The sequence below is a fragment of the Rhizobium sp. C104 genome, from assembly GCF_022354505.1.
Lineage (GTDB): Bacteria > Pseudomonadota > Alphaproteobacteria > Rhizobiales > Rhizobiaceae > Rhizobium > Rhizobium redzepovicii.
Window position 1 is genome coordinate 928,570 of the sequence record NZ_CP092348.1, and the last position, 20,521, is coordinate 949,090.

General features: G+C 61.2%; 23 protein-coding genes, 1 pseudogene and 1 other annotated feature. Of the genes and pseudogenes, 11 read left to right on the forward strand and 13 right to left on the reverse strand.

Translation table 11 applies throughout. The features are described 5' to 3' along the window. Window positions 1-75 precede the first annotated feature (75 nt). From MF410_RS05720 to MF410_RS05735, 4 genes are all read right to left on the reverse strand, one after another. On the reverse strand, window positions 76-573 hold the full coding sequence (locus tag MF410_RS05720; RefSeq protein WP_097625922.1) for a BA14K family protein: 498 nt from the start codon (window positions 571-573) through the stop codon (window positions 76-78). Between the two features lie 188 nt (window positions 574-761). Further along, on the reverse strand, window positions 762-977 hold the full coding sequence (locus MF410_RS05725; RefSeq protein ID WP_097625921.1) for a hypothetical protein: 216 nt from the start codon (window positions 975-977) through the stop codon (window positions 762-764). A 190-nt stretch (window positions 978-1,167) separates the two neighbouring features. Beyond that, entirely contained in the window at window positions 1,168-1,404 is a 237-nt protein-coding gene (locus MF410_RS05730; protein WP_097625920.1) for a hypothetical protein, read from the reverse strand. 78 nt (window positions 1,405-1,482) lie between these two features. Then, window positions 1,483-2,319: an alpha/beta hydrolase gene (locus MF410_RS05735; protein WP_097625919.1), complete on the reverse strand. Its 837-nt coding sequence runs from the start codon at window positions 2,317-2,319 to the stop codon at window positions 1,483-1,485. A gap of 488 nt (window positions 2,320-2,807) precedes the next feature. Here MF410_RS05735 and MF410_RS05740 point away from each other — a divergent pair, with 488 nt between their 5' ends. Continuing rightward, window positions 2,808-3,767, forward strand: a complete 960-nt coding sequence (locus MF410_RS05740; protein ID WP_097625918.1) for a trypsin-like peptidase domain-containing protein — start codon at window positions 2,808-2,810, stop codon at window positions 3,765-3,767. 18 nt (window positions 3,768-3,785) lie between these two features. Here MF410_RS05740 and dusA read toward each other — a convergent pair whose 3' ends face one another. The 4 genes from dusA to MF410_RS05760 all read right to left on the reverse strand — a co-directional run bounded on the left by dusA (window position 3,786) and on the right by MF410_RS05760 (window position 7,066). Continuing rightward, a complete protein-coding gene (gene dusA / locus MF410_RS05745) occupies window positions 3,786-4,787 on the reverse strand; it encodes a tRNA dihydrouridine(20/20a) synthase DusA (protein WP_239620258.1) in 1,002 nt (333 codons plus the stop codon). Window positions 4,788-4,967: 180 nt separating this feature from the next. Next, the gene (locus tag MF410_RS05750) at window positions 4,968-5,180 is read right to left on the reverse strand and encodes a cold-shock protein (protein WP_003540801.1); all 213 of its coding nucleotides are present in this window, start codon (window positions 5,178-5,180) and stop codon (window positions 4,968-4,970) included. A 748-nt stretch (window positions 5,181-5,928) separates the two neighbouring features. Further along, complete coding sequence (locus tag MF410_RS05755; protein ID WP_088937801.1) at window positions 5,929-6,396, reverse strand: DUF3828 domain-containing protein; 468 nt, start codon at window positions 6,394-6,396, stop codon at window positions 5,929-5,931. 283 nt (window positions 6,397-6,679) lie between these two features. Beyond that, window positions 6,680-7,066, reverse strand: a complete 387-nt coding sequence (locus tag MF410_RS05760; protein WP_097625873.1) for a GNAT family N-acetyltransferase — start codon at window positions 7,064-7,066, stop codon at window positions 6,680-6,682. A gap of 258 nt (window positions 7,067-7,324) precedes the next feature. Between MF410_RS05760 and MF410_RS05765 the strand changes: the two are divergent. Beyond that, window positions 7,325-8,048, forward strand: a pseudogene (locus tag MF410_RS05765) (SOS response-associated peptidase). Between the two features lie 118 nt (window positions 8,049-8,166). Then, on the forward strand, window positions 8,167-8,865 hold the full coding sequence (locus tag MF410_RS05770) for a hypothetical protein (protein ID WP_097625871.1): 699 nt from the start codon (window positions 8,167-8,169) through the stop codon (window positions 8,863-8,865). 70 nt (window positions 8,866-8,935) lie between these two features. Here MF410_RS05770 and uvrB read toward each other — a convergent pair whose 3' ends face one another. After that, window positions 8,936-11,884 (reverse strand): excinuclease ABC subunit UvrB, encoded by a 2,949-nt coding sequence (gene uvrB / locus MF410_RS05775; RefSeq protein WP_097625870.1) that lies wholly within the window; start codon window positions 11,882-11,884, stop codon window positions 8,936-8,938. Window positions 11,885-12,112: 228 nt separating this feature from the next. Here uvrB and MF410_RS05780 point away from each other — a divergent pair, with 228 nt between their 5' ends. The 4 genes from MF410_RS05780 to MF410_RS05795 all read left to right on the forward strand — a co-directional run bounded on the left by MF410_RS05780 (window position 12,113) and on the right by MF410_RS05795 (window position 14,063). Further along, window positions 12,113-12,445, forward strand: a complete 333-nt coding sequence (locus MF410_RS05780; RefSeq protein ID WP_165503951.1) for a hypothetical protein — start codon at window positions 12,113-12,115, stop codon at window positions 12,443-12,445. 28 nt (window positions 12,446-12,473) lie between these two features. Beyond that, a complete protein-coding gene (locus tag MF410_RS05785) occupies window positions 12,474-13,013 on the forward strand; it encodes a DUF982 domain-containing protein (RefSeq protein ID WP_239620260.1) in 540 nt (179 codons plus the stop codon). A 147-nt stretch (window positions 13,014-13,160) separates the two neighbouring features. Further along, complete coding sequence (locus MF410_RS05790) at window positions 13,161-13,550, forward strand: hypothetical protein (RefSeq protein WP_097625869.1); 390 nt, start codon at window positions 13,161-13,163, stop codon at window positions 13,548-13,550. 135 nt (window positions 13,551-13,685) lie between these two features. Then, window positions 13,686-14,063, forward strand: coding sequence for a hypothetical protein (locus tag MF410_RS05795; RefSeq protein ID WP_097625868.1), 378 nt, complete (start codon window positions 13,686-13,688; stop codon window positions 14,061-14,063). A gap of 139 nt (window positions 14,064-14,202) precedes the next feature. On the opposite strand, the gene MF410_RS05800 is transcribed toward MF410_RS05795, so the two are convergent. From MF410_RS05800 to MF410_RS05810, 3 genes are all read right to left on the reverse strand, one after another. Further along, window positions 14,203-14,658, reverse strand: a complete 456-nt coding sequence (locus MF410_RS05800; RefSeq protein WP_097625867.1) for a DUF805 domain-containing protein — start codon at window positions 14,656-14,658, stop codon at window positions 14,203-14,205. 160 nt (window positions 14,659-14,818) lie between these two features. After that, window positions 14,819-15,586 carry an adenylate/guanylate cyclase domain-containing protein gene (locus MF410_RS05805; protein WP_097626055.1) on the reverse strand — a complete coding sequence of 256 codons (768 nt, stop codon included), beginning with the start codon at window positions 15,584-15,586 and terminating at the stop codon, window positions 14,819-14,821. Beyond that, window positions 15,583-15,873 carry a hypothetical protein gene (locus MF410_RS05810; protein WP_131711505.1) on the reverse strand — a complete coding sequence of 97 codons (291 nt, stop codon included), beginning with the start codon at window positions 15,871-15,873 and terminating at the stop codon, window positions 15,583-15,585. Before MF410_RS05810 ends, MF410_RS05805 begins: the two co-directional genes overlap by 4 nt. A 229-nt stretch (window positions 15,874-16,102) precedes the next feature. On the opposite strand from MF410_RS05810, the gene MF410_RS05815 reads away from it, so the two are divergent. From MF410_RS05815 to MF410_RS05830, 4 genes are all read left to right on the forward strand, one after another. Next, entirely contained in the window at window positions 16,103-16,891 is a 789-nt protein-coding gene (locus MF410_RS05815) for a DUF899 domain-containing protein (protein WP_097625866.1), read from the forward strand. Window positions 16,892-17,097: 206 nt separating this feature from the next. After that, window positions 17,098-17,478 carry a response regulator gene (locus tag MF410_RS05820; protein WP_097625865.1) on the forward strand — a complete coding sequence of 127 codons (381 nt, stop codon included), beginning with the start codon at window positions 17,098-17,100 and terminating at the stop codon, window positions 17,476-17,478. Window positions 17,479-17,534: 56 nt separating this feature from the next. Further along, the gene (locus tag MF410_RS05825; RefSeq protein WP_097625864.1) at window positions 17,535-17,786 is read left to right on the forward strand and encodes a hypothetical protein; all 252 of its coding nucleotides are present in this window, start codon (window positions 17,535-17,537) and stop codon (window positions 17,784-17,786) included. A gap of 185 nt (window positions 17,787-17,971) precedes the next feature. After that, window positions 17,972-18,027: a sequence feature (sul1 is cis-regulatory element that is thought to sense ions involved in sulfur or methionine metabolism; They are found in Alphaproteobacteria), on the forward strand. Between the two features lie 69 nt (window positions 18,028-18,096). Continuing rightward, the gene (locus tag MF410_RS05830) at window positions 18,097-19,563 is read left to right on the forward strand and encodes a SulP family inorganic anion transporter (protein ID WP_097625863.1); all 1,467 of its coding nucleotides are present in this window, start codon (window positions 18,097-18,099) and stop codon (window positions 19,561-19,563) included. 11 nt (window positions 19,564-19,574) lie between these two features. Here MF410_RS05830 and MF410_RS05835 read toward each other — a convergent pair whose 3' ends face one another. Then, window positions 19,575-20,489: a LysR family transcriptional regulator gene (locus tag MF410_RS05835; protein WP_097625862.1), complete on the reverse strand. Its 915-nt coding sequence runs from the start codon at window positions 20,487-20,489 to the stop codon at window positions 19,575-19,577. Window positions 20,490-20,521 lie beyond the last annotated feature (32 nt).

Consider the following 20,521-nt stretch of genomic DNA (forward strand, 5'->3'; position numbering starts at 1 on the left):
CGCAGGCGTTGCCCGAGCAAGATCAAAAAAAGCCCCGCATCTTCATGCGAGGCTTGCTGCTGACGGGTAGACTGGCTAGCGGCACTGGCGGCGCGGGCCGTAATTAGGCTGATAGGTGTTGTCGTAGGCGCGATAGGACCGGTAGCGGCTGTAGCAATAGTCGGCATGCGAGCTGTAGCCGGGTGAAGAATAGGCGCGCGGCTGCGAGGCGATGATGCCGCCGATGAGGGCGCCGGCAGCCAGGCCGCCGATGATGGCGCCGCTATTGTCGTGGTGACGATACCGGCGATCGTAGCGGCGATCCCAGCCGTAGCGGTCGTCGCGATAGTGGCGGTCGCGATCATAGTGGCGATCGCGATAGTAGCTGCGGTTATTGTTGTATCTGCGGGTTTCGCCGTAGCGCGAGCAGACGATGGAGTAAGGACTGCAGCCGACGGTCATAATCCGGGCATCGGCATTACCTGACCCCGGAGCCGATTGCATGGTGTTCGGCACGAAGACCGGGCCTGCCGAAGCCGGCACTCCGGAGAAAGCCGTGGCTATCGACAGCGCAATGATGGCGAACCTGTTCATTTCACTCACCTTGGGTAAACGGATGTATCCAGGGCATAACGCAGCGGAAGGCAATTGGTTTCATTTTGGGATGGGGAGGGATGACCTATGTGCGTATCCGCTAACGTAAAAAGCAGCTCGGCCACCGGCGGAGCGTGTCCTGCCGGAGGCTGAAGGATGCTCTTCCAGCGCGCGGCGGAATTGCGTTATCAGGTTCGCTTCCCGCCGGCCAGCAATCGAAGCTGGCTCTCGTCATGCACGCCTTGCCGGTAAAGCTCGATGATAAGAGCGCCGAGGCGGTCGGCTTGCTCGCCTGACCGGTCGATCTGGAACTCGCTACACAGCGCTTCATGGACCCGCCTACACACATCGAGGTCTTCGGATGCGAGCGGTTCGTCACGCGTGCTGAACAGCTTGTCTGACATCGCAATCTACCCTCTTTCGATGCCGTGAAATCGCTAACGGTGAAAAAAAGATAATTTCGCGATCCTTGCTCTGCAAGATGGGCGAACGTCCGATATTCAAAACAATTCGGGGAGCGCCCACTCGGAAGGATACTGGCGAGGCAGCGCGGTATGGGATGATAGCGATGAGCGTTTCGACCTGACAGAAAATCTACTTGGTTGTGGGGTCCTTGCCGATTTGCTTCGACAGGCGCAGTTCTTTCAGCCGCTTGGTTTTCTCCCGGCGGGCCCGCTGTTCAGCCTCGATGGTTTCCTTGGCAGCTCGCTCGGTGTTCTCGAACCGATCCTGCCGGTAAGCCTTTGATGAGGGTTCACGTTCTCTTGTCATGGCCGCTAAACGCAAATCGGCGAAAACGGTTTCATGAGAAAATGCGTCACCGGCTATCAATCGATCAGTCTGCGGCGACAGCGCCCTTTTGTGATGCCGGCCGTCGGGCGCCTGATCGGCGCCCGGCGGATTGATCGTTCAGCCCTTGATGAAGGCGAGGATGTCGGGATTGATGATGTCGGCATGGGTGGTGCACATGCCGTGCGGAAATTTCTCGTAGACCTTCAGCGTGGCGTTCTGCAGCAGCTTCGACGAGAGCAAAGCGGAGTCGGCGATCGGCACGATCTGATCATCGTCGCCGTGCATGACGAAGGTCGGCACGGTGATGATCTTCAGGTCTTCGGTGAAGTCGGTTTCCGAGAAGGCCTTGATGCCGTCGTAGTGCGCCTTGGCGCCGCCGATCATGCCCTGGCGCCACCAATTGTTGATGACCGGTTCCGACACCTTCGCACCCGGCCGGTTGAAGCTGTAGAACGGGCCAGCCGGCAGGTCACGGTAGAATTGCGAGCGATTGGCGGCGAGCTGCTTGCGCAGGTCATCGAACACCTCGATCGGCAGGCCGCCGGGATTAGCAGCCGTTTTCACCATGATGGGCGGTACGGCGCCGATGATGACGAGCTTGGCGACGCGGCCCTGGGGTTGGCCATGACGGGCGACGTAGTGGGTCGCTTCGCCGCCCCCTGTGGAGTGGCCGACATGGACGGTGTTCCTGAGATCGAGATGCTCGACGACGGCTGCGGCATCGGCGGCGTAATGATCCATGTCGTGACCTTCGCCGACCTGGGTCGAGCGGCCGTGGCCGCGCCGGTCATGGGCGACGACCCGGTAGCCCTTCTCGAGAAAGTAAAGCATCTGGGCGTCCCAGTCGTCGGAGCAGAGCGGCCAGCCGTGATGGAACATGATCGGCTGAGCGGCCTTCGGCCCCCAATCCTTGTAGAAGATCTCGACGCCGTCCTTGGTGGTGACTTTGCTCATTTCATAGCTTCCTTGTTGGTGGGGTTGATGCGGTCGGAAATTTGCGCCGTTGCCGGCAGAATTGGCAAGACGACGAGCGCTGCCGCGCGAGGCTTGGGCAAGAAGGTTAAGCCGCAGGCAACGCCGGCTCGATGTTGTTATTGAAGGCCTGTTTCTATTCTATTGATATGACCGCAGTTTGTATGGTTCGATGCATTGTCGCCGTAACAGGCTGGTCATAGCGTATCGAGGGCAGCGGATTGCACGGGCGAACATCTGCAGTGAGCCAGTTTTTTGCCGTTCGTTCAAGATATCTGTCCGGGTAGTTCGATATAGCTGTCCGCCTAGTTATGCTCGCGTGCTATCGCAATTGCGGGAGCTACCCTCGCTCACTTGAACCGCGTTCGAGGCCCAACCATCTAATCCTCAACAACAGTATGATGGCGAACCGTCGCAACCAAGACCGCTTGGGCCGCGGACGACGGTTATTCCCGCCTGAGGATCAAATCATGGGTTACATGGACAAAGCGATAGCGCCTCAGAATAATGGGGCGCTGATCGATGCCTATTCACAATCGATCGCAGCAGCAGTCGACACGGTCGGGCCGGCCGTCAGCCGGATCGAGAGGGTCGGTGGCCGGCAGGGGCATGGGTCGGGCTTCGCCGTCTCGCCAGACGGCCTGATCATTACCAACAGCCATGTCGTCGACGACGCCAAAGTCGTCCGCATTACCACGCCCGACGGCTTCGTTACGGAAGGCCGGGTGTTGGGCCGCGATGTCGATACCGATATCGCCGTCATTCGCGCCGACACAAGCACCGGCGCCTGGGCGAGGCTCGGAGATTCCCAGCGGTTGCGCCGAGGCCATATCGCCATCGCGATCGGAAACCCGCTCGGTTTCGAATGGACTGTCACCGCCGGCATCGTCTCGGCGCTCGGCCGGTCGATGCGGGCAGCCAGCGGCCGCCTGATGGAGGATGTCATCCAGACCGATGCGGCGCTCAATCCCGGCAACTCAGGCGGGCCGCTGGTGTCTTCCAGCGGGGAGGTCATCGGCGTCAATACCGCCGTCATCCAGGGCGCGCAGAGCATCGCTTTTGCCGTAGCGTCGAATACCGCCAATTTTGTCGTTTCGGAAATTCTCCGCTACGGCCGGGTCAGGCGCGCCTTCATCGGTATCGCAGGCGATACGATCGTGCTGCCGCGCCGCGTCGCGCTTGCGGCTGGCACGGTGCAGACGACCTCCGTTCGCATCCGGCGCGTCGAGCCGGACGGACCGGCAGCAAAGGGAGGGCTGCAGGAGGGCGATTACATCCTCGCCATCGACGGCAGTCCGGTCGGCGGTGTCGACGATATCGTCAGGCTGATGGATGGCAGCAGGATCGACCGGGATACGGAGATACTGGTGTTCTCGGTGGCGGGTCGGATCGAAAAGAAGACCTTGTTGCCGGTGGCGCGGACGTCGTGACAAAGACGTCACGTTCCGTCAGGCGCTTACCGCCTCCTGCTCCACTCCCGAAAAATCCACTGCCGCAAAAGCTGCGGCCAGTACCTCCGGCCCGGCACCGCTTTTGGCCGCGTCGGTCGACAGGATCTGTCGGTAGCGCCTGGCGCCGGGCAGGCCGGTGAACAGGCCGACCATGTGGCGGGCCACGTGCTGCAGCCGACCGCCACTGGCGATATGGCGCTCGGCATAGATCATCATCCGATCGCGCAGGTCTTCCCAGTCCGGTTCTCCCGCGGGAGCGCCGAAGAAGCGCTGGTCGACTTCGGCAAGGATCGCCGTATTCTGATAGGCTACGCGGCCAAGCATGACGCCGTCGACATGGGCGAGATGGGCGGCGGCTTCATCAAGCGTGCGGATGCCGCCGTTGATGCCGATGAGGACATCGGGCCAGCGCTGTTTCATCCGGTAGACGATCTCATAGTCGAGCGGTGGGATCTCGCGGTTTTCCTTGGGGCTCAGGCCCTTCAGCCAGGCTTTGCGGGCATGGATCCAGATCGCGTCGGCGCCGGCATCGAGAACGCGGGTGATCAACTGCGGCAGGGCCTGTTCCGGCTCTTGCTCGTCGACGCCGATCCGGCATTTCACCGTCACCGGCACGGTTGCGACCCTCTTCATCGCCGCGATGCATTCGGCCACCGTTTCCGGCGTCAGCATCAGGCACGCGCCGAAGGTGCCCGACTGCACCCGGTCGGAGGGGCAGCCGACATTGAGGTTAATCTCGTCATAACCGTAGGATTCCGATATCTTCACCGCTTCGGCAAGCTTGGCCGGATCCGATCCGCCGAGTTGCAGGGCCAGCGGATGTTCCGCTGCGTCATGGCCGAGCAACCGGTCGCGCGGACCGTGGATGATCGCATCGGCCACCACCATCTCGGTATAGAGCAGCGCCTGCCGGTTGATCTGGCGATGGAAATAACGGCAATGCCGATCCGTCCAGTCGATCATCGGGGCGACCGCGAAAATCGGGCTCTTCTGCGTCATCGACGTTCCATAATTCGTTGTTCTCTGGGGGCCGCATGGGCGCCGCACCGCCATGGGGCGGGATCATCTCTTCAGCGCGCATATAACATCCGGCGGTGAGATCGACAAATGGCGTTCACGCAAACAGAAACGGCGCCCCTTGTGGAGCGCCGTTCATGCCGCCGAAGCGGAAAGTCTAACTTACGAAGCCGAGATGTTGACGGCCTTCGGGCCCTTGCCCATGCGGTCCGGCTCGGTGTCGAAGGTAACCTGCTGGCCTTCGCGCAGCGACTGGATTCCAGAAGCCTGCAGCGCAGAGATATGGACGAAAACGTCCTTTGCGCCGCCGTCCGGCGTGATGAAACCAAAACCCTTGTCCTGGTTGAAGAATTTTACGGTGCCCTTGGTGGCCATTGGGATCGTCCTTTTCCCTTAGTCTGTGTAGTATCCGCGCCCCCGAGAGGAAGCGGACGGCTTTAGCTTTCGCCCCGATCGATTGGGACGAAGGGTCAGTCGGAGAAGTCACGTACGGGGAAAGAACGTCTACGTAGGCGGGTAGTCCCGCGCCGCCTTCCAAACGGAAGGGATTACCACATCAGTCCAGTCACCGGCATGCAAATGCCCGAGTAGGTGAATTGGTGCCAGCTTTTCGGGCAAAAAGCAAGCGGGATTATTTTGGCATGCCCGCATCGAAGTCGGGAAATGTCGAAGATTCAGATACTTGACCAAAAGTTAGCGGTTCCTTGCACGGCTGTGCCATAGCGCGATTCCGTGCCGAAACGGGACGAGCGGGTAGATTCGATAGCCGGGCATGGATTTTGTCGTCTGGCGGCGCTTGCTGCTTCGGTACATCAATCAGCTCTCATGGTGAGGAGGTCCGCAGGTTCGTCTCGAACTACGAGGGTGGATGGCCGGGGGGCTGGCGTCGGTGGTGGGGGCAGCCCTGGGAGGTCCAGTGCCCCTGGCGCCGCCCTCGCTCCGCCCTCATCTTGAGGTGCGGAAGCCAAAGGCTGAAGCCTCGAAAGACGGGGGCGGCCACCGGCGCCATCACCTCGATTCTGGATGCGGTGCATCAGAGGTTTCCACGCCCGCCCTCGTGGTTCGAGACGGCCCTTCGGGCCTCCTCACCATGAGGGCTGATCTTGGGGCCATTGACAATCGCCTACTGCGCATCACCCAACAACGCGCTCAGGCTCCACGGATTATCCCCTTTCTGATTGGCGATGTCGTCAACCTTCCAGCCGCCGTGTTGCCGCACCAGCGTGTAGAAGAGCGTCACCTCTTCGCCGTTTTCGAACTGCACCTCCACCTCGGCCTTGTCATCCAGCAGGATCGGCTGGCCGATCCTGACGTCGCTCGCCGTGCCATCCTGGCCCGCGATGACGGGATCGAAGTCGATCGCGCCGACATCGCCTTCGGGCGTGTTGTCGAGGTCGGCCTGCAGGAGCTCATTCAGATGGTCGGAGAAGAAGATCGAGTAAGGCGAGGGCGCCTCGGCGTCGCTGTTGTCGGTGTTATAACTGTAGAGAGCCTTGAGCAGCGCTTTCGGCGTCTTGTACGTCTCGGCCGATGCGGGCAAGGCTGCGAGCGCTGAGACGGCCAGGGCCAGGATGAATGTGGGCAGGCGCATGCGGGCTCTCCTCGGATGACGAGAAATCATAACCGAAACGGGTATCAAGGTGGAGGTGCATTTTTGGAAGGTATCCCACCGGGCGGCCTTTCGCCTTCGGTCGTCATTCCACAACCGAGGCGAGCCAGCTGTCCAGTCTCGTTCAAAATCCGAGCGGAGGTAAAATCGACGCCGCCTTGCTTGGCCACGTCAACCATCTGCCGGTTCATTATCAGCGCAGATAACGCTCTCCGGCCGATCCCGCGACCTCTTGGTGTTGAGACAGGACCAGGAAGGTGCGGTCTCATCTGAGCTTGTTGAGGCCCGCCGCGGTGGGGGTAAATCCGCAGGCGCGGTAGAAGCCGGTCAGGTGCGGTTCGAAATCGACATGCAGCCACTCAGCGCCGCGCTCCCGCGCAACTCTCGTCGCTTCCCTGACCAGCCGCGTCGCAATCCCCTGCCGGCGCAGGTCGGAATGCACTGAGGTGTCGAGAATGAAGGCATGGATGCCGCCATCCCAGGCGACGTTGACGAAGCCGACGAGTGTGTCGTCGTGATAGGCGCCGATATGGGTGAGGCTGCGGGGGAGGATGCGGGAGAAATCCGGTGCTTCAGGCGTGTTCCAGGCTGCCGACCAGAGGGCGTTGAGTTCGGCGGGCGAGGGGAAGGGGTCGATGCGGAGTTCGGGCATGGGTGGTTTCCGATTCGTTTGTCACGCCGCTTGCCTGACGTGTTTTTTCCGCCAATTCGCCTTGCTTCGCAATAGACCGATTGATGGGGCAGGCCTCCTCTCAGCCTCGACGAGAGGGCGCCTACTTCTCATCCTTCATTTCTGTGTCATCCTGGCCGCGAAGGGGCATTCCTGAACGGCCACAACTGACGCTTCGTTGACGACGTCACCGCTGAGAACATAATCAGAACGTCTAATATTCGATCGACAGGAAGCACAATGTGCGGACGCATCTTCGTAAAAACTTCGCTTGAAGAATTGATCGGCAATTTCGCCTTTGCAGTGAAGGGCGGGGATATCGACGGGCTGGGAAACCGCTTTCCCCGCTGGAATGGGGCGCCGTCGCAAGATTATCCTATTATCATCAGGGATATCGTGCGCGAACCCGATACGTCGGGGCCTATATTCGTGACCGCGCGCTGGGGTCTGATGCCTTCCTGGGCGAAACCCGGCGGCAGGCCGCCGCCAGTCAATGTTAGATGCGAGACGATCAGCGGCAACGGCATGTTCCGCTCGGCATACCGATCGCGTCGCTGCCTCATTCCCATCAATGGCTTCTTCGAATGGAAGGACATTCACGGGACCGGCAAGAACAAACAGCCCTATGCCATCGCCATGACCGACGGCTCGCCTTTTGCGCTCGCCGGCATCTGGGAGACGTGGACGGATGAGAGGGGGCGTGTCCATCCGCAACTTTGCCGTCGTCACCTGTGAGCCGAACGAGATGATGTCTGAGATTCATGACCGCATGCCCGTCATTCTGCATCGCGCCGATTACGAGAGATGGCTGTCGCCCGAACCGGACCCGAACGATCTCCTGAAATCCTTCCCCTCCGAACTGATGACGATGTGGAAGATCGGCCGGGATGTCGGCTCTCCGAAGAACGATAGGCCGGAGATCATCGAAGAGGTCGAGGACGATCCGGAACCGACGCTGATCTAAAGCAATCCGGGCAAAAGCGTGCGGCGTTTTGCGCCCGGAATTGCTCTGATTTTACGGCTCGGGCGGAGCCATTCACGAAACCATGCGGCAGAGACATCCTCACGAGGAGAGGAAACGCATGCAAGACGATATCGGAACGCTTCTCAGATCGTTCCTCAATAATGCCCTTCGCAAACAGCCTCAGCGCCGCATCCGGGATTTCGGCGGCTATGAGGTCGGCAAGCGCCGAAACCTTCATGTCATCAAACCGATCGCGCGGGATACGGCAGATTTTCTCTGCACCTATCTCCTTATCAGGCTGCGCGGCGAACCGGCGAGCCGGGAAGGTGTGGCCTCCACCGTCGCCGCTGCCTTGAAGAATGTCTCTGATGAGTTCGCCTACAAACTGACCTGGCACAGTGACGAGGCATGGAACAGCGTTTGCAACTCGGTCGCAGAGTTTCTCGAAGGCTGCCTGCAGATCGAGGCGAAACCCTATGATGGCTCCCTGACGGCGCAATCGGACTATAACGGCTGGAAGAGCTGGGAGATGGTCGTCAGCGGCGAGACGCCGCGGGGGAGGTGGCGCCACTCCTGGAAGGAAAAGCCCGGCGACGATTTCATCGGTTTCTACGGCGATGCCTGCATGGGGCGGATCTTCAAGATCGACCTGACGGGGTCGGACGAGCGCTGGTACTGGCTGATTGCGGCCGACGGCAGCCCTCGGCGCGGCTGGCCGGCGGCGGGGTTCGAGGCGAACGCCAGGAGTGCAGCCTGTCGGGTAGAGCGGATTTATTTTGCGCTGGTAGCGGGGACGGGGAGGGTCGGGTCTGGATGAGGGGGAAGTATGTTCGCCGCGGCATTGGTTATTTTGCGGAGTGGGCTCCCTCACTCGGCGTCCCGTTCGCTCACCGCCCCGGCCGCCCAGTCTTCCCCTTCGTCCGGCCCTTACGCTTCTGTTCGCCCGGATCCTCGTAGCTGCCGGCGCCCACCCGGGCGCGTACTACGGGCCGCAGGCCATCGTCGCGCTCCGGCTGGCCCTCCAGCAGTGGTGAAAACCGCTTCGAACCCTTGGCGGCATCGGGCTTTTCCGGCAGCTGTCCGGCGACCGGCTTCTCCGTGCGGCCGACCGTCATTTCGTCGAGGTCGTTTTTGCGGAACAGGCTCTTCTTGGCGGGTTCGGCGATGTCGCGGCCCATGTCATTGAGGGCGGGTTTGCGGAAGAGGGGCGTGGCAGTGTCGGTGCCTGGGCCCATGTCGTCGATTGAAGGCTTAGCGAAGTAGGAGGGGGTGGCCCCCTCATCCGCCCTGCCGGCACCTTCTCCCCGCTGGGGAGAAGGGTATTTGTCGCGAGCTTTACCTTCCATTGCCTTGGATTCCTCTCGGGCCATCGGATCGTCCATCACGGCCAGTTCGGCGGCCTTGAGGCGTTTGATTTCGTCGCGGAGGCGGGCGGCTTTTTCGAAGTCGAGATCGGCGGCGGCGTCGCGCATGCTCTTTTCGAGCGCGTTGAGATGGGCCTGTAGGTTGTTGCCGACGAGGTTGCCGCCATCGGCGAAGCCCTTACCTGAAACGCCTGAGATATCGGCGCGGACGTGGTCGCGTTCGTAGACAGAGTCGAGGATGTCGGAGATTCTGGCTTTCACCGATTCCGGGGTGATGCCATGCTCCTGGTTATAGATCATCTGCTTTTCGCGGCGGCGGCCGGTTTCTTCCATCGCCCGCTTCATCGAGCCGGTGACCTGGTCGGCATAGAGGATGACCTTGCCGTCGACGTTGCGCGCGGCGCGGCCGATCGTCTGGATCAGCGATGTCTCGGATCGCAGGAAACCTTCCTTGTCGGCGTCGAGGATGGCAACGAAGCCGCATTCGGGAATGTCGAGGCCCTCGCGCAGCAAGTTGATGCCGACGAGCACGTCGAAGGCGCCGAGGCGGAGGTCGCGGAGGATCTCTATGCGCTCCAACGTGTCGATGTCGGAGTGCATGTAGCGGACGCGCACGCCCTGCTCATGCAGATATTCTGTGAGGTCTTCGGCCATGCGCTTAGTCAGCACGGTGCACAGCGTGCGATAGCCCTTGGCGGCGGTTTCGCGGATCTCGCCGAGCACGTCGTCGACCTGGGTGCGGGCTGAGCGGACCTCGACCGGCGGGTCGATCAGGCCCGTAGGCCGGATCACCTGTTCGGCGAAGACGCCGCCGGACTGTTCCATCTCCCAGCTGCCGGGGGTGGCCGAAACGGCGATGGTGTCGGGGCGCATGGCGTCCCATTCCTCGAAGCGCAGCGGCCGGTTGTCCATGCAGGAGGGCAGGCGGAAGCCGTATTCGGCCAGCGTCGCCTTACGCCGGAAGTCGCCGCGGTACATGCCGCCGATCTGCGGCACGGTGACATGGCTTTCGTCGATGAAGACGAGGGCGTTGTCGGGGATATATTCGAACAGCGTCGGCGGCGGATCGCCGGGGTCGCGGCCGGTGAGATAACGAGAATAGTTCTCAATGCCCTGGCAGGAGCCGGTGGCTTCGAGCATTTCGATATCGTAGCGCGTGCGCTGCTCCAGGCGCTGGGCTTCCAGCAGGCGGCCGGCCTTCTCAAGCTCGGCAAGGCGAAGCCTGAGCTCCTCCTTGATCGACTTGATGGCGCCATTCAGCGTCGGGCGCGGCGTGACATAGTGCGAATTGGCGTAGATCTTCACCGATTTCAGATCGCCGACCTTCTGGCCGGTGAGCGGATCGAACTCGGTGATGGCGTCGATCTCGTCGCCGAACATCGAGATGCGCCAGGCGGCATCTTCAAGGTGGGCGGGGAAGAGTTCGATCGTGTCGCCGCGCACCCGGAAGCTGCCGCGGGTGAAATCCATGTCGCGGCGCTTATATTGCTGGGCGACGAGGTCGGCCAGCAGCTGGCGCTGGTCCAGCCGGTCACCGACCGACATCTGGAAGGTCATCGCGGTATAGGTCTCGACCGAGCCGATACCGTAGATGCAGGAGACCGAGGCGACGATAATGCAATCGTCGCGTTCGAGCAGCGAGCGCGTCGCCGAGTGGCGCATGCGGTCGATCTGCTCGTTGATCGAGCTTTCCTTCTCGATATAGGTGTCGGAGCGCGGCACATAGGCTTCCGGCTGGTAATAATCGTAGTAGGAAACGAAATATTCCACCGCGTTGTCGGGGAAGAAATTCTTGAATTCCGAATAGAGCTGGGCGGCCAGCGTCTTGTTCGGCGCCAGGATGACGGCCGGGCGCTGCGTCGCCTCGATCACCTTGGCCATGGTGAAGGTCTTGCCGGAGCCGGTGACGCCGAGCAGCACCTGGCTGCGGTCGCCATTCTCCAGCCCTTCGACGAGATCGCGGATAGCTGTGGGTTGATCGCCGGCCGGCTCGTAATCCGACTTCATCAGGATGCGGATGCCGCCTTCGGACTTGTCCGGCCGGGCCGGGCGGTGCGGCGTCCAGATCTTGCCGTTCTTATGCAGCGGGTTGCCGCTCTCGATCAGCGCCGACAGCGCCTCGACGGTGGCGGTGACGGCGGTGCCGGCCTGCAGCGACGAGGCTTCCTCCAGCGTCGTATTCATGCCCGCTACGGGGTTGAGGCCTGCGGCCGCGCGCGTCTTCGGGTCGGTCGAGCCGCCCATCGAAGTGCCACGCGCCGATTTCGAAGCCGCGATTTCCACCTTCTTGCGGTGCTTGCCGGCCTTTGAGGCGATCTGGCGCTGGGTCTCGACGCCCGACGCTTCGGCATCAGCCTCCAGCTGCTTCACCCAGTCGGCCACGGAGCCGGACAGGGGAGCGCCCTCGAAGGACGACTGCGGAGCTTCCTCGAAGCCATTCGGGGCGGGGGATTTCTTCGGAGATTTGGCCATGGCGGGAATATGGAGAGAGTCAGCGCGAAAGGGAAGAGGGAAGAGTACAAAAGGGAAACGAATGAATCGTTCGGATTGGCGAATAATGTTGGGCGCGGAATGTCGGCAAAGAGTCTGCAATGCGGTTTTCCCGAGTGAAATCAATAAAAGTCTGTGGTTGAAAGACGGATCATCTGCGGGCGGCAATGTTACAGCTATTGCGGGAATTGGGGACCATTCACGAAAAAGATCATTATCGCATTTGCGGCGACGGCGGCACTCGCCGGCTGCGCCAAACGTCCTGACGCTATTGTGCAGGTCGACATTCCAATGGCGGCTTATACGAACCTTAGCTGCGAAGCTCTCGCCGCCGAACTGAAAAAGGAGAGAGCCAAGCTGGACGACTTGTCGAAGCAGCAGATCAGCGCGGCGAACGGCGATGCCTTCGGCGTCTTTCTTGTCGGCGTCCCCATCGGCAGCGTTGCAGGGGGAGACAAGGAGGGCGAAATTGCTGCATCAAAGGGTAAGGTCTCCGCCATGCAGTCCGCCGGCATGAGCAAGGACTGCAAGCTGCCCGCCTGAAAGCGGCGGCGCTCAGGATGAGGCTTTCTTGGGTTCCGGCGATCATCTCAAGGTCTCTCTTGAGCGCTGGCGCGGCATTCCCGCCGATCCTCATTCTGAAGGCGCACGCCCAATCGGGCGGAGCCTCAAAGGACGCGCCGCAACGCTTCTCCTTGCATCCTTCCCATGTCGGCGTATCGCCCCTTCCAATAGTGATACCATCCGGACCCACACTGGAACCGAGATCGGGCTTCCGCAGTTATTCCTGGTCAATTCACCTTCAGGTGCTACTGCCATTAGCGACCATTCCGCGTTCTGGAAAAAAACGATCTCGATCGATCTTGATGCCGGCGAACGGCTGGTTCTCCGCTCACCGCAGGACGCGCTTTATGCACTCGTCTCCGACTGGCCGATCCATGACGGCGTTCATCAGCAAAGAGCCATCGATTTCTGTCGTGCCTGGCTTGCCGGGCGGATGCCGGCCGAGACGGTGCGGCAGGCTTTTATCCTCGCAGCGTTGGAAGCGGGCGTACCAATCGCCGATGATGAGAACGGGGCCGCAAGTTCCGTTTCAAACCCTCCGGTATAAGTCGAGCGACGCAGCCATATCCACTGTCATGCAGTCACATGCGCAGGTTCAATAATATTCATTTCCGCGTATTGCAAATATTGTTCCCGCTCTGTTTGTAAGAATGCGAAGCGTTTATTACGCTCCGATTCTTGGAGATCCAACTGAATGAAAATAAAAGTCCTTGCTTGCGCTGCCTTCCTGATGCTCGCCGGCTGCAATGCCCCGGTGTCGCAATCCGTTGCCGATTCCCAGCGGCCTCCCTCGAATGACGTCCGGCAAAACTTCATCAACCTCATATTCAAGAGAAGTTATAGACACGAAGCGGGAGAAGTCGTCTGGGCCCGGATTTCGAGCGTTGTGCTGCTTGATCCCGAGAAGAAGATCTATGCCTACTGTGTCCGCGTGGTGCCCAAACGCAGCTGGGGAGACTGGGCCTATCTCGGCATCTCCTTCACGGATAGCCAAATCCTAGGCGGGACCGCGAATGATAATCGCTGCAAAGACAAGCGGCTGCGCTACTACCCGTTTCCCGAGCTGGCCGGCATGAAGACCTGACCCAGGACGAGGGCTCGGGTTGAGTCGCCGTTCCAGGCATTGTTGAGTGGCGGCGCGATTTACCCCAGCGTTGTGCGAGCGCTGTCCATCCGGAAAGTTCAGTCCATCGATTTTCGTAGAGGAAGATCCAGCCGAATGAAAAGCAAATTCCTTGTCTGCGCTGCCCTGCTGGCGCTGGCCGGCTGCCAGGCGCCGGTTCCGCAATCCGTTGCAGATTCCCAGCGGCCGCCTTCCAGCGCAATTCGGCGCGAGCACGTCGATGTGCTGCAGGGAACCATTAAGCCGGGGAACTTCGTAAAGGCCGAGATTTCGAGCGTGGTTCTGCTGAATCCGGAAAAGCAGATATATGCTTATTGCACGCGCACGACGGAACGCAGCAATCCGAACTGGTCCTATATCGGCTTGAGCTTGCAACACGACTTGATAGTGGACTTGAAAAAGAACGACTATCGCTGCCATGACAAGCGGCTGCGTTACTATGATTTTCCTGAATTACGGAACATGAAGTACTGAGGCAGAGGCGGGCTTTTGCCAACCGCGCCGGTCCCCTTCGGGATGCCGTCAGAAGCGGACCGCACCCCGCAGTCCGCGTAACGACGATGACCGGTGCCTCGGACCCGCTCAACCCGCGAGGACCATTCTCACACCTTGCTCACGCGAACACGGCTTCCCTGGAATCATCCATTGTCGACGCCCTGCAGTACCATACGAGCACGACGACCGACCCAACGGGAACTAATAGTGCAAGAAGCTGCCACCATCCGCTTCGGTTGATGTCGTGAAGGCGTCGGGCGGCCACGGCGATCCACGGAAGAAACGTGGCCAGCGACCAGATCAGGTTCAAGGTTTGGCTCCGATCCACGACAAGCAAAGCGATGGCGACGAGAGAGACAAAGAGTGCCGAATACCAGAATTCCGATCGGCTCGCTCTGCCGTTGAAGTTCACATAGTTCTTGAAATAGCTTCCAACCGCCTGGCCGAAACCCATGGCCGGCGGCCGGCCGCCGAAGCGGTTCGGCCCAACCAGCGGTTTTCTGAAAACGAAGAACAATGGCACGCCGAACAGGATCAAGACGATCAACCAGTGAAACAGAGAAAAACTGCCCATGAGAAACCCCAGCTGTTAAACGGCTTAGAGATAAGCGATGTTTGTTTCCGGAGGATTAACCGGCTGGCAATCGAATATGTTTCGCAATCACAGCGTGAGAAACTGCAGCCGCCATGTCGGCGGCGGGATGATGCTTTGAGCGGGCCGCAATCGCCGTCGCTCAGTGCTTGGCCAGCACACGTGCCTGCACCGGCTGCTCGATGCCCTTCAGGGCCAACATGCGGGTTTCGGCGCCTGCCGCGAGGTCGGGGGCCTTCGCGGCCGTTTCTGCCGAGATCAGGATCTCGCCGGCGGCGCCATGGGATTCGAGCCTGGCGGCTTGGTTGACGACACCGCCGATGGCGGTGAAATCGCTGCGGAAGGTCGAGAATTCGCCGATCTGCACCTCGCCGGAATGGATGCCGACGCCGACGCCGAGGGTGCGGCCGGGTAGGGCCTCGAGCGTCAGGCCATTCAGCGCCGCGGCGCAGTTGCGCTGGATCTCCTGGGCGGCCAGGATCGCGGCGCTGGCGTGATTTTTGCTGACAATGGGAAAATTGAAGATCGCCATCAGGCCGTCGCCCATCTGCTTGTTGACGATGCCGTCATGCGCCCAGATCGCCTGGGCGCAGCGATCCTGGAACAGGCTGACGATCTCGCTCAGCTGCACCGCCTCGATTCGCTCCGACAGGTCCGTGAATCCCCTGATATCGGCAAACAGGATGGTGGCGTCGACGGTGATCTGGCGCTGCTTCTTGACGTACTGGAAAGAGCGTTCACAGATCGTGCAGATATCGGGGTTCATCTTGCTGCGGGTGATGCCGAAGGCGCGGAAAGGAAGCGCGAGCGGGCCGCCGATCGGGATCGGCATATGCATCTGATCCCAGCAGCCGCGGCAGATCCTGGCGCTGCCGTGCCTGGCCGGCTCCCTGGAAGAGGCTGTCGTCATATCGAACAATCCGTCGCCTGATAGCCAAAAAAGCGAGCTTCCGATACTCGCCTGCTTTTGGCAACTCTCTCCCGATCAAACCGGCTGCGATGGTTTGAAGTATTTCGGCGGGCGCGATTCTGGTCGCCCAGATCGCTGCCAAGCCGAATGTCATCGGTTACAGTCGATTGAGCCAGATCGAAGAAGAGGGCACGCGCGTTTTCAGCCGGACTGACGAAACGCTGCCTCATTAAGGCTATTACCGGCGGGAAGCGATCTGCAGCGCCATATGAAACAAGATTTGCCAATCGATGCGCGCCGGCTGGGCTGGTCGCGCTGCGAGGGTGACTTGCGCTAACGCTAGCCAATCACTTCGTTGCCGGCGGCCGGATCGGCGGCGCCGACCGGGGGAATTACGGTCACACTTGTTACTCCCACTGTCCGATCTTCCGATGCGAAACTATCTCCGATCAATGCGCGATGAACCGGTTTCGCCAACGGAGCGCGGGAATTCGCCTCAAAGAGGAGATCGACGCAATGACTGCAACAACGGAGAATGGAAAAGGTGGGCAGGCGATGCACAAGCCCGCGGTCGTCTCGCAGCAGGCCTGGGAAGTGGCTCGTAGGGAACTTCTGGTGAAGGAGAAGGCCCATACCCGCGCTCGCGATGCGCTTGCCGCCGAGCGGCGGCGCATGCCCTGGGTGGTCGTGGAAGAGAATTATGTCTTCGAAGGGCCTGAGGGAAGGGTGAGCCTGCTCGATCTGTTTGCAGGCCGGCACCAGTTGATCGTCTACCGCGCTTTCTACGAGCCAGGCGTCTTCGGTTGGCCCGAGCACGCCTGCCGAGGCTGCTCGATGGTGGCCGATCAGGTCGCCCACGTCGCCCATCTCAACGCCCGCGATACGACGCTGGTTTTCGCCTCACGCGCACCGCAGGCCGATATTGCCCGGCTGAAAGCGCGGATGGGCTGGACGATGCCGTGGGTGACGATCACAGACAGTTTCGACAAGGATTTCGGCGTCGACGAGTGGCACGGCACCAACGTGTTCTACCGCGACGGCGAGCGCATCTTCCGCACCTATTTCATCAACAACCGCGGCGACGAGCAGATGGGCGGCACCTGGAACTATCTCGACATCACGCCGCTCGGCCGCCAGGAAGTCTGGGAGGATTCGCCGGAGGGTTATCCCCAGACAGCGACCTACAAGTGGTGGAACTGGAACGACGCTTATGTCGCCGACGCCGAGCCCGACAAGAAGTGGGTCGAGGTCTCCGATGCCGGCGAGGCGGCTTTCCGGGCCGAGGGTGCAAACGAGAAATCGTGACGAGAGGGCAATTGCCTTGCCGGCCTTGGATAGCAGCCGGCAAGGCGGGCGCCGATGACCGGATTTCAACCGGCTCGGCCGAAGTTCGACCGGGCGGCGTCCGAGGTCTTGAAGGAAATTCAATGCAGAGTGGAAACATTCTGGAACCAGCCGCGTTGTAGCCGTTGCCGGCGGTGTGCCCCGCGGCCGGATAAGGAGGCTTATTCATGAAGGTCATGATCGTTGAAGATGAGAATATTATCGCTCTGGAGCTGGAACGCATTGCGCAAGAGGCTGGACACCAGACTGTCGGGCCGCTTTCGACGGTGGAGCAAGCTCTCGCCTACGCTCCGAGAAGCGATGTAGCGCTCGTCGATCTCAGCCTTTCCGACGGGCTGAGCGGCGCCCAGCTTGCGCGCCGGCTGATCGATCGCTTCGGCGTGGACGTTATTTTCGTGACCGGTAGTCCCGAGAGTGTCGGCAACGGTATCGCTGGAGCGCTCGACGTGATCTCCAAGCCTTTCACCGACGAAAGGATTGTCAGCGCGCTCTCGCGAGCAGAGGCGGCCCGACGCAAAGATTTTGACAGCAGCAGGGCAGCGATCTGATAAAAAGGAGATTGACGTCGTGCACGTCGCTGGACCCTTCCAGGGAGATCATCCGGATGAGGCACATACTCCTTGCCATTCTCTTCACCCTCACGGCCTGCGCCAACGCGGAAGGCCCTCAACCTCTTTCGGGTAGCCTGACCTATGGCGGAAAGGTCGTTCACTCACCCTATCGACCGGGGACTGTGGTCAAAAATACCTTTCTCGGCCAATTCGGTTATCGTGTATTCGAGACCTATGTGGTTCAACCGGATGGCACACTCAAGCTTACGTCGCAGAGCACAGGCCCGGATTTCCTCTGGCAATGAAGGGGGCCTCGGCTGCGGTCGCGCAGCGAAGGAGCACCTCGGCGACGAGTTTCATCGTGGCGTCCGGCGTGATCTCAAGCGGCGCGCTCAGGCTGTTATCAATTCGCTCGCCGCTTTCGCTTTCATTCCTGCACATTTGAATGTTGCACTGCGGCAAAATTTTCGTCTATACCCCAGGCATTCACCACGGACCCGGTGAGACCCCGGGTGGCTCTTCTGGCCGCCGATCCGCCAGACAACGCAAACCTGCACGCCATCACGCGACCGCTCGGCAGAGCGTGTCGGGCCATGCTTTGCGAGACTCCATCCCATGCTGCTTTCCTCTATCCGTCGCGATTGGGCCGCCAATCCCATGCGCGAAATGCTTGCCGGGGCGGTGGCGACCTTCGCCCTGATCCCCGAGGTCATCGCCTTTTCATTCGTGGCGGGGGTCGATCCAGAAGTCGGCCTGTTCGCCTCCTTCGTCATCGGCATCGTCATTGCGTTTACCGGCGGGCGCCCGGCGATGATTTCAGCGGCGGCCGGGTCGGTCGCACTGGTGGCGGCACCGCTGGTGCACGCCCATGGACTGCCCTATCTGTTCGCGGCCGGGCTGCTGGCGGGGCTGCTGCAGATCGGGTTCGGCCTGCTGCGGCTCGGCGTGCTGATGCGCTTCGTCTCCAAATCCGTGCGCACCGGTTTCGTCAATGCGCTTGCCATCCTGATCTTTGCCGCGCAGATGCCGCACATTATCGGCGCCGGCTGGATGGAATATGCCGTGCTGGGCGCCGGGCTTGCGATCATCTATCTGACGCCGCGGATCACTACGGCGATCCCGTCGCCGCTGATCTGCGTCCTGATCCTGACCGTCGCCTCGGTGTCTTCAGGGCTTCCCGTTCTCACCGTCGCCGATCTCGGCAGGCTGCCGGATTCGCTTCCGGTGTTCGCCTTGCCGGCGGTGCCGCTGACGCTGGAAACCCTGCGGATCATCGCCGGCCCCGCACTGGCCATCGCCATGGTCGGGCTGCTGGAATCGATGATGACCGCGAGCGTCGTCGACGATCTGACGGATACGCCGAGTTCGAAAAACCGCGAATGCACCGGTCTCGGTCTCGCCAATGCGGCCGCGAGCCTGTTCGGCGGCATCGCCGGCTGCGGCATGATCGGCCAGACGGTGAGCAACGTGAAATATGGCGGGCGCGGCCGGCTCTCGACGCTGTTTGCCGGCGCGTTCCTGCTGATCCTGATGGTGCTCCTGAAGCCATGGGTTTCCGAGGTTCCGGTCGCGGCGCTGGTGGCGATCATGGTGATGGTCTCGATCGACACCTTCGACTGGTCGTCGCTGCGGGCCGTGGTGGTCCATCCTCGGATGTCGAGCGCCGTCATGGTGGCGACCGTCGTGGTCACCGTCTTCACCGCCAATCTGGCGCTGGGCGTGACGGTCGGGGTGCTGCTCAGTGGCGTGTTCTTCACCTTCAAGGTCGCCCGCCTGCTGCGCATCGATGTCGCGCCCGATCAATCCGCCGGACGGCGCGCCTATCGCGTGTCGGGCCAAGTGTTTTTTGCTTCCGCCGATGTCTTCGTCGACGCCTTCGACGTTCAGGACGCGATCGGCAAGACCGTGCTGATCGACGTCTCCGAGGCGCATTTCTGGGATATCACCGCCGTCGCAGCGCTCGACAAGGTCGTGCAGCGATTCAAGGCACATGGCATCGCCGTTGAGGTCGCAGGCCTCAATCAGGCGAGTGCAACCTTGATAGAAAGCCTCGACGGCAAGGTGGTGCTGAAGGAAGTGTAACGGGGCTACCGCTATATGATGGCGAAGTCGTCGCTGCCATCGGCTCCCGCGTTCAACCGTCTGGCGGCGAGTTCGATAAAGGTCTTGACCAGAGGCGGCAGGTGCCGGCTGCTCGGATAGACGACGTGCAGGCCGCCGACTGGGGTCGTGTAGCCGTCGAGAACGCGGCACAGCTGCCCATCCCTGATATAGGCGTTTGCGACCCCATGGGGCAGTCGGGCGATGCCGTAACCGGCGATCGCCGCGGCCATGACCGCCTGCATTTCATTGGCGGCGAAGCGCCCCGAGACCGGGATCGTTTCCTGTCCGTGCGGGCCTTCGAGCAGCCATTGCGCATGGGTGGATTGGCCGGCGATAACGCAGTCGTGGCGGACGAGATCTGCCGGGCGATCGGGCGCGCCGCAGCGGGCGAGATAGTCGGGGCTCGCGCAGAGCAAGCGATGGGTAGAGCCGAGCTTGCGGGCGATCAGCGTCGAATCCTCCAGAATGCCGGTGCGGAAGGCGAGGTCTATTCCGTTTTCGACGAGATTCAGCCTGTCGTCGGTCAGCCGCAATTCGACCCTCGACTTCGGGTAGGTCGTCAGAAGGTCGAAGATCGCGTCCTGCAGGAAGTGGCCGCCGAAGCCGACCGGCGCCGATATGCGGATCGTGCCGGCGGGCTCCGCCCTTGCCTCCGCAAGACGCAGGTTGGCGCCTTCGATCGTGCGGAGCGCCTGGCTGCTTTCCTCGTAATAGAGGCGGCCGGCATCCGTCGGGCTGAGGCTGCGGGTCGTGCGCTGCAGCAGGCGCAGGCCGAGTTCGCGCTCGAGAGCGGCAATGCGTCGGCTGACTGTTGTCTTCGGCATGCCGAGCAAGCGCGCCGCGGCGGTGAAGCTGCCGGCCTCGATGACGCGGGCGAAGATCATGATATCGTTGAGGTCGAGCATTGTAGCCTGATATGGTACGATGTTTCCCAATT

What these genes read in the sequence shown, in the direction of transcription:
- MF410_RS05720 (WP_097625922.1), bottom strand. Translation starts at nt 573, where the DNA reads ATGAACAGGTTCGCCATCATTGCGCTGTCGATAGCCACGGCTTTCTCC.
- MF410_RS05725 (WP_097625921.1), bottom strand. Translation starts at nt 977, where the DNA reads ATGTCAGACAAGCTGTTCAGCACGCGTGACGAACCGCTCGCATCCGAA.
- MF410_RS05735 (WP_097625919.1), bottom strand. Translation starts at nt 2,319, where the DNA reads ATGAGCAAAGTCACCACCAAGGACGGCGTCGAGATCTTCTACAAGGAT.
- MF410_RS05740 (WP_097625918.1), top strand. Translation starts at nt 2,808, where the DNA reads ATGGGTTACATGGACAAAGCGATAGCGCCTCAGAATAATGGGGCGCTG.
- dusA (WP_239620258.1), bottom strand. Translation starts at nt 4,787, where the DNA reads ATGACGCAGAAGAGCCCGATTTTCGCGGTCGCCCCGATGATCGACTGG.
- MF410_RS05750 (WP_003540801.1), bottom strand. Translation starts at nt 5,180, where the DNA reads ATGGCCACCAAGGGCACCGTAAAATTCTTCAACCAGGACAAGGGTTTT.
- MF410_RS05755 (WP_088937801.1), bottom strand. Translation starts at nt 6,396, where the DNA reads ATGCGCCTGCCCACATTCATCCTGGCCCTGGCCGTCTCAGCGCTCGCA.
- MF410_RS05760 (WP_097625873.1), bottom strand. Translation starts at nt 7,066, where the DNA reads ATGCCCGAACTCCGCATCGACCCCTTCCCCTCGCCCGCCGAACTCAAC.
- MF410_RS05770 (WP_097625871.1), top strand. Translation starts at nt 8,167, where the DNA reads ATGCAAGACGATATCGGAACGCTTCTCAGATCGTTCCTCAATAATGCC.
- uvrB (WP_097625870.1), bottom strand. Translation starts at nt 11,884, where the DNA reads ATGGCCAAATCTCCGAAGAAATCCCCCGCCCCGAATGGCTTCGAGGAA.
- MF410_RS05790 (WP_097625869.1), top strand. Translation starts at nt 13,161, where the DNA reads ATGAAAATAAAAGTCCTTGCTTGCGCTGCCTTCCTGATGCTCGCCGGC.
- MF410_RS05795 (WP_097625868.1), top strand. Translation starts at nt 13,686, where the DNA reads ATGAAAAGCAAATTCCTTGTCTGCGCTGCCCTGCTGGCGCTGGCCGGC.
- MF410_RS05800 (WP_097625867.1), bottom strand. Translation starts at nt 14,658, where the DNA reads ATGGGCAGTTTTTCTCTGTTTCACTGGTTGATCGTCTTGATCCTGTTC.
- MF410_RS05805 (WP_097626055.1), bottom strand. Translation starts at nt 15,586, where the DNA reads ATGACGACAGCCTCTTCCAGGGAGCCGGCCAGGCACGGCAGCGCCAGG.
- MF410_RS05815 (WP_097625866.1), top strand. Translation starts at nt 16,103, where the DNA reads ATGACTGCAACAACGGAGAATGGAAAAGGTGGGCAGGCGATGCACAAG.
- MF410_RS05820 (WP_097625865.1), top strand. Translation starts at nt 17,098, where the DNA reads ATGAAGGTCATGATCGTTGAAGATGAGAATATTATCGCTCTGGAGCTG.
- MF410_RS05825 (WP_097625864.1), top strand. Translation starts at nt 17,535, where the DNA reads ATGAGGCACATACTCCTTGCCATTCTCTTCACCCTCACGGCCTGCGCC.
- MF410_RS05830 (WP_097625863.1), top strand. Translation starts at nt 18,097, where the DNA reads ATGCTGCTTTCCTCTATCCGTCGCGATTGGGCCGCCAATCCCATGCGC.
- MF410_RS05835 (WP_097625862.1), bottom strand. Translation starts at nt 20,489, where the DNA reads ATGCTCGACCTCAACGATATCATGATCTTCGCCCGCGTCATCGAGGCC.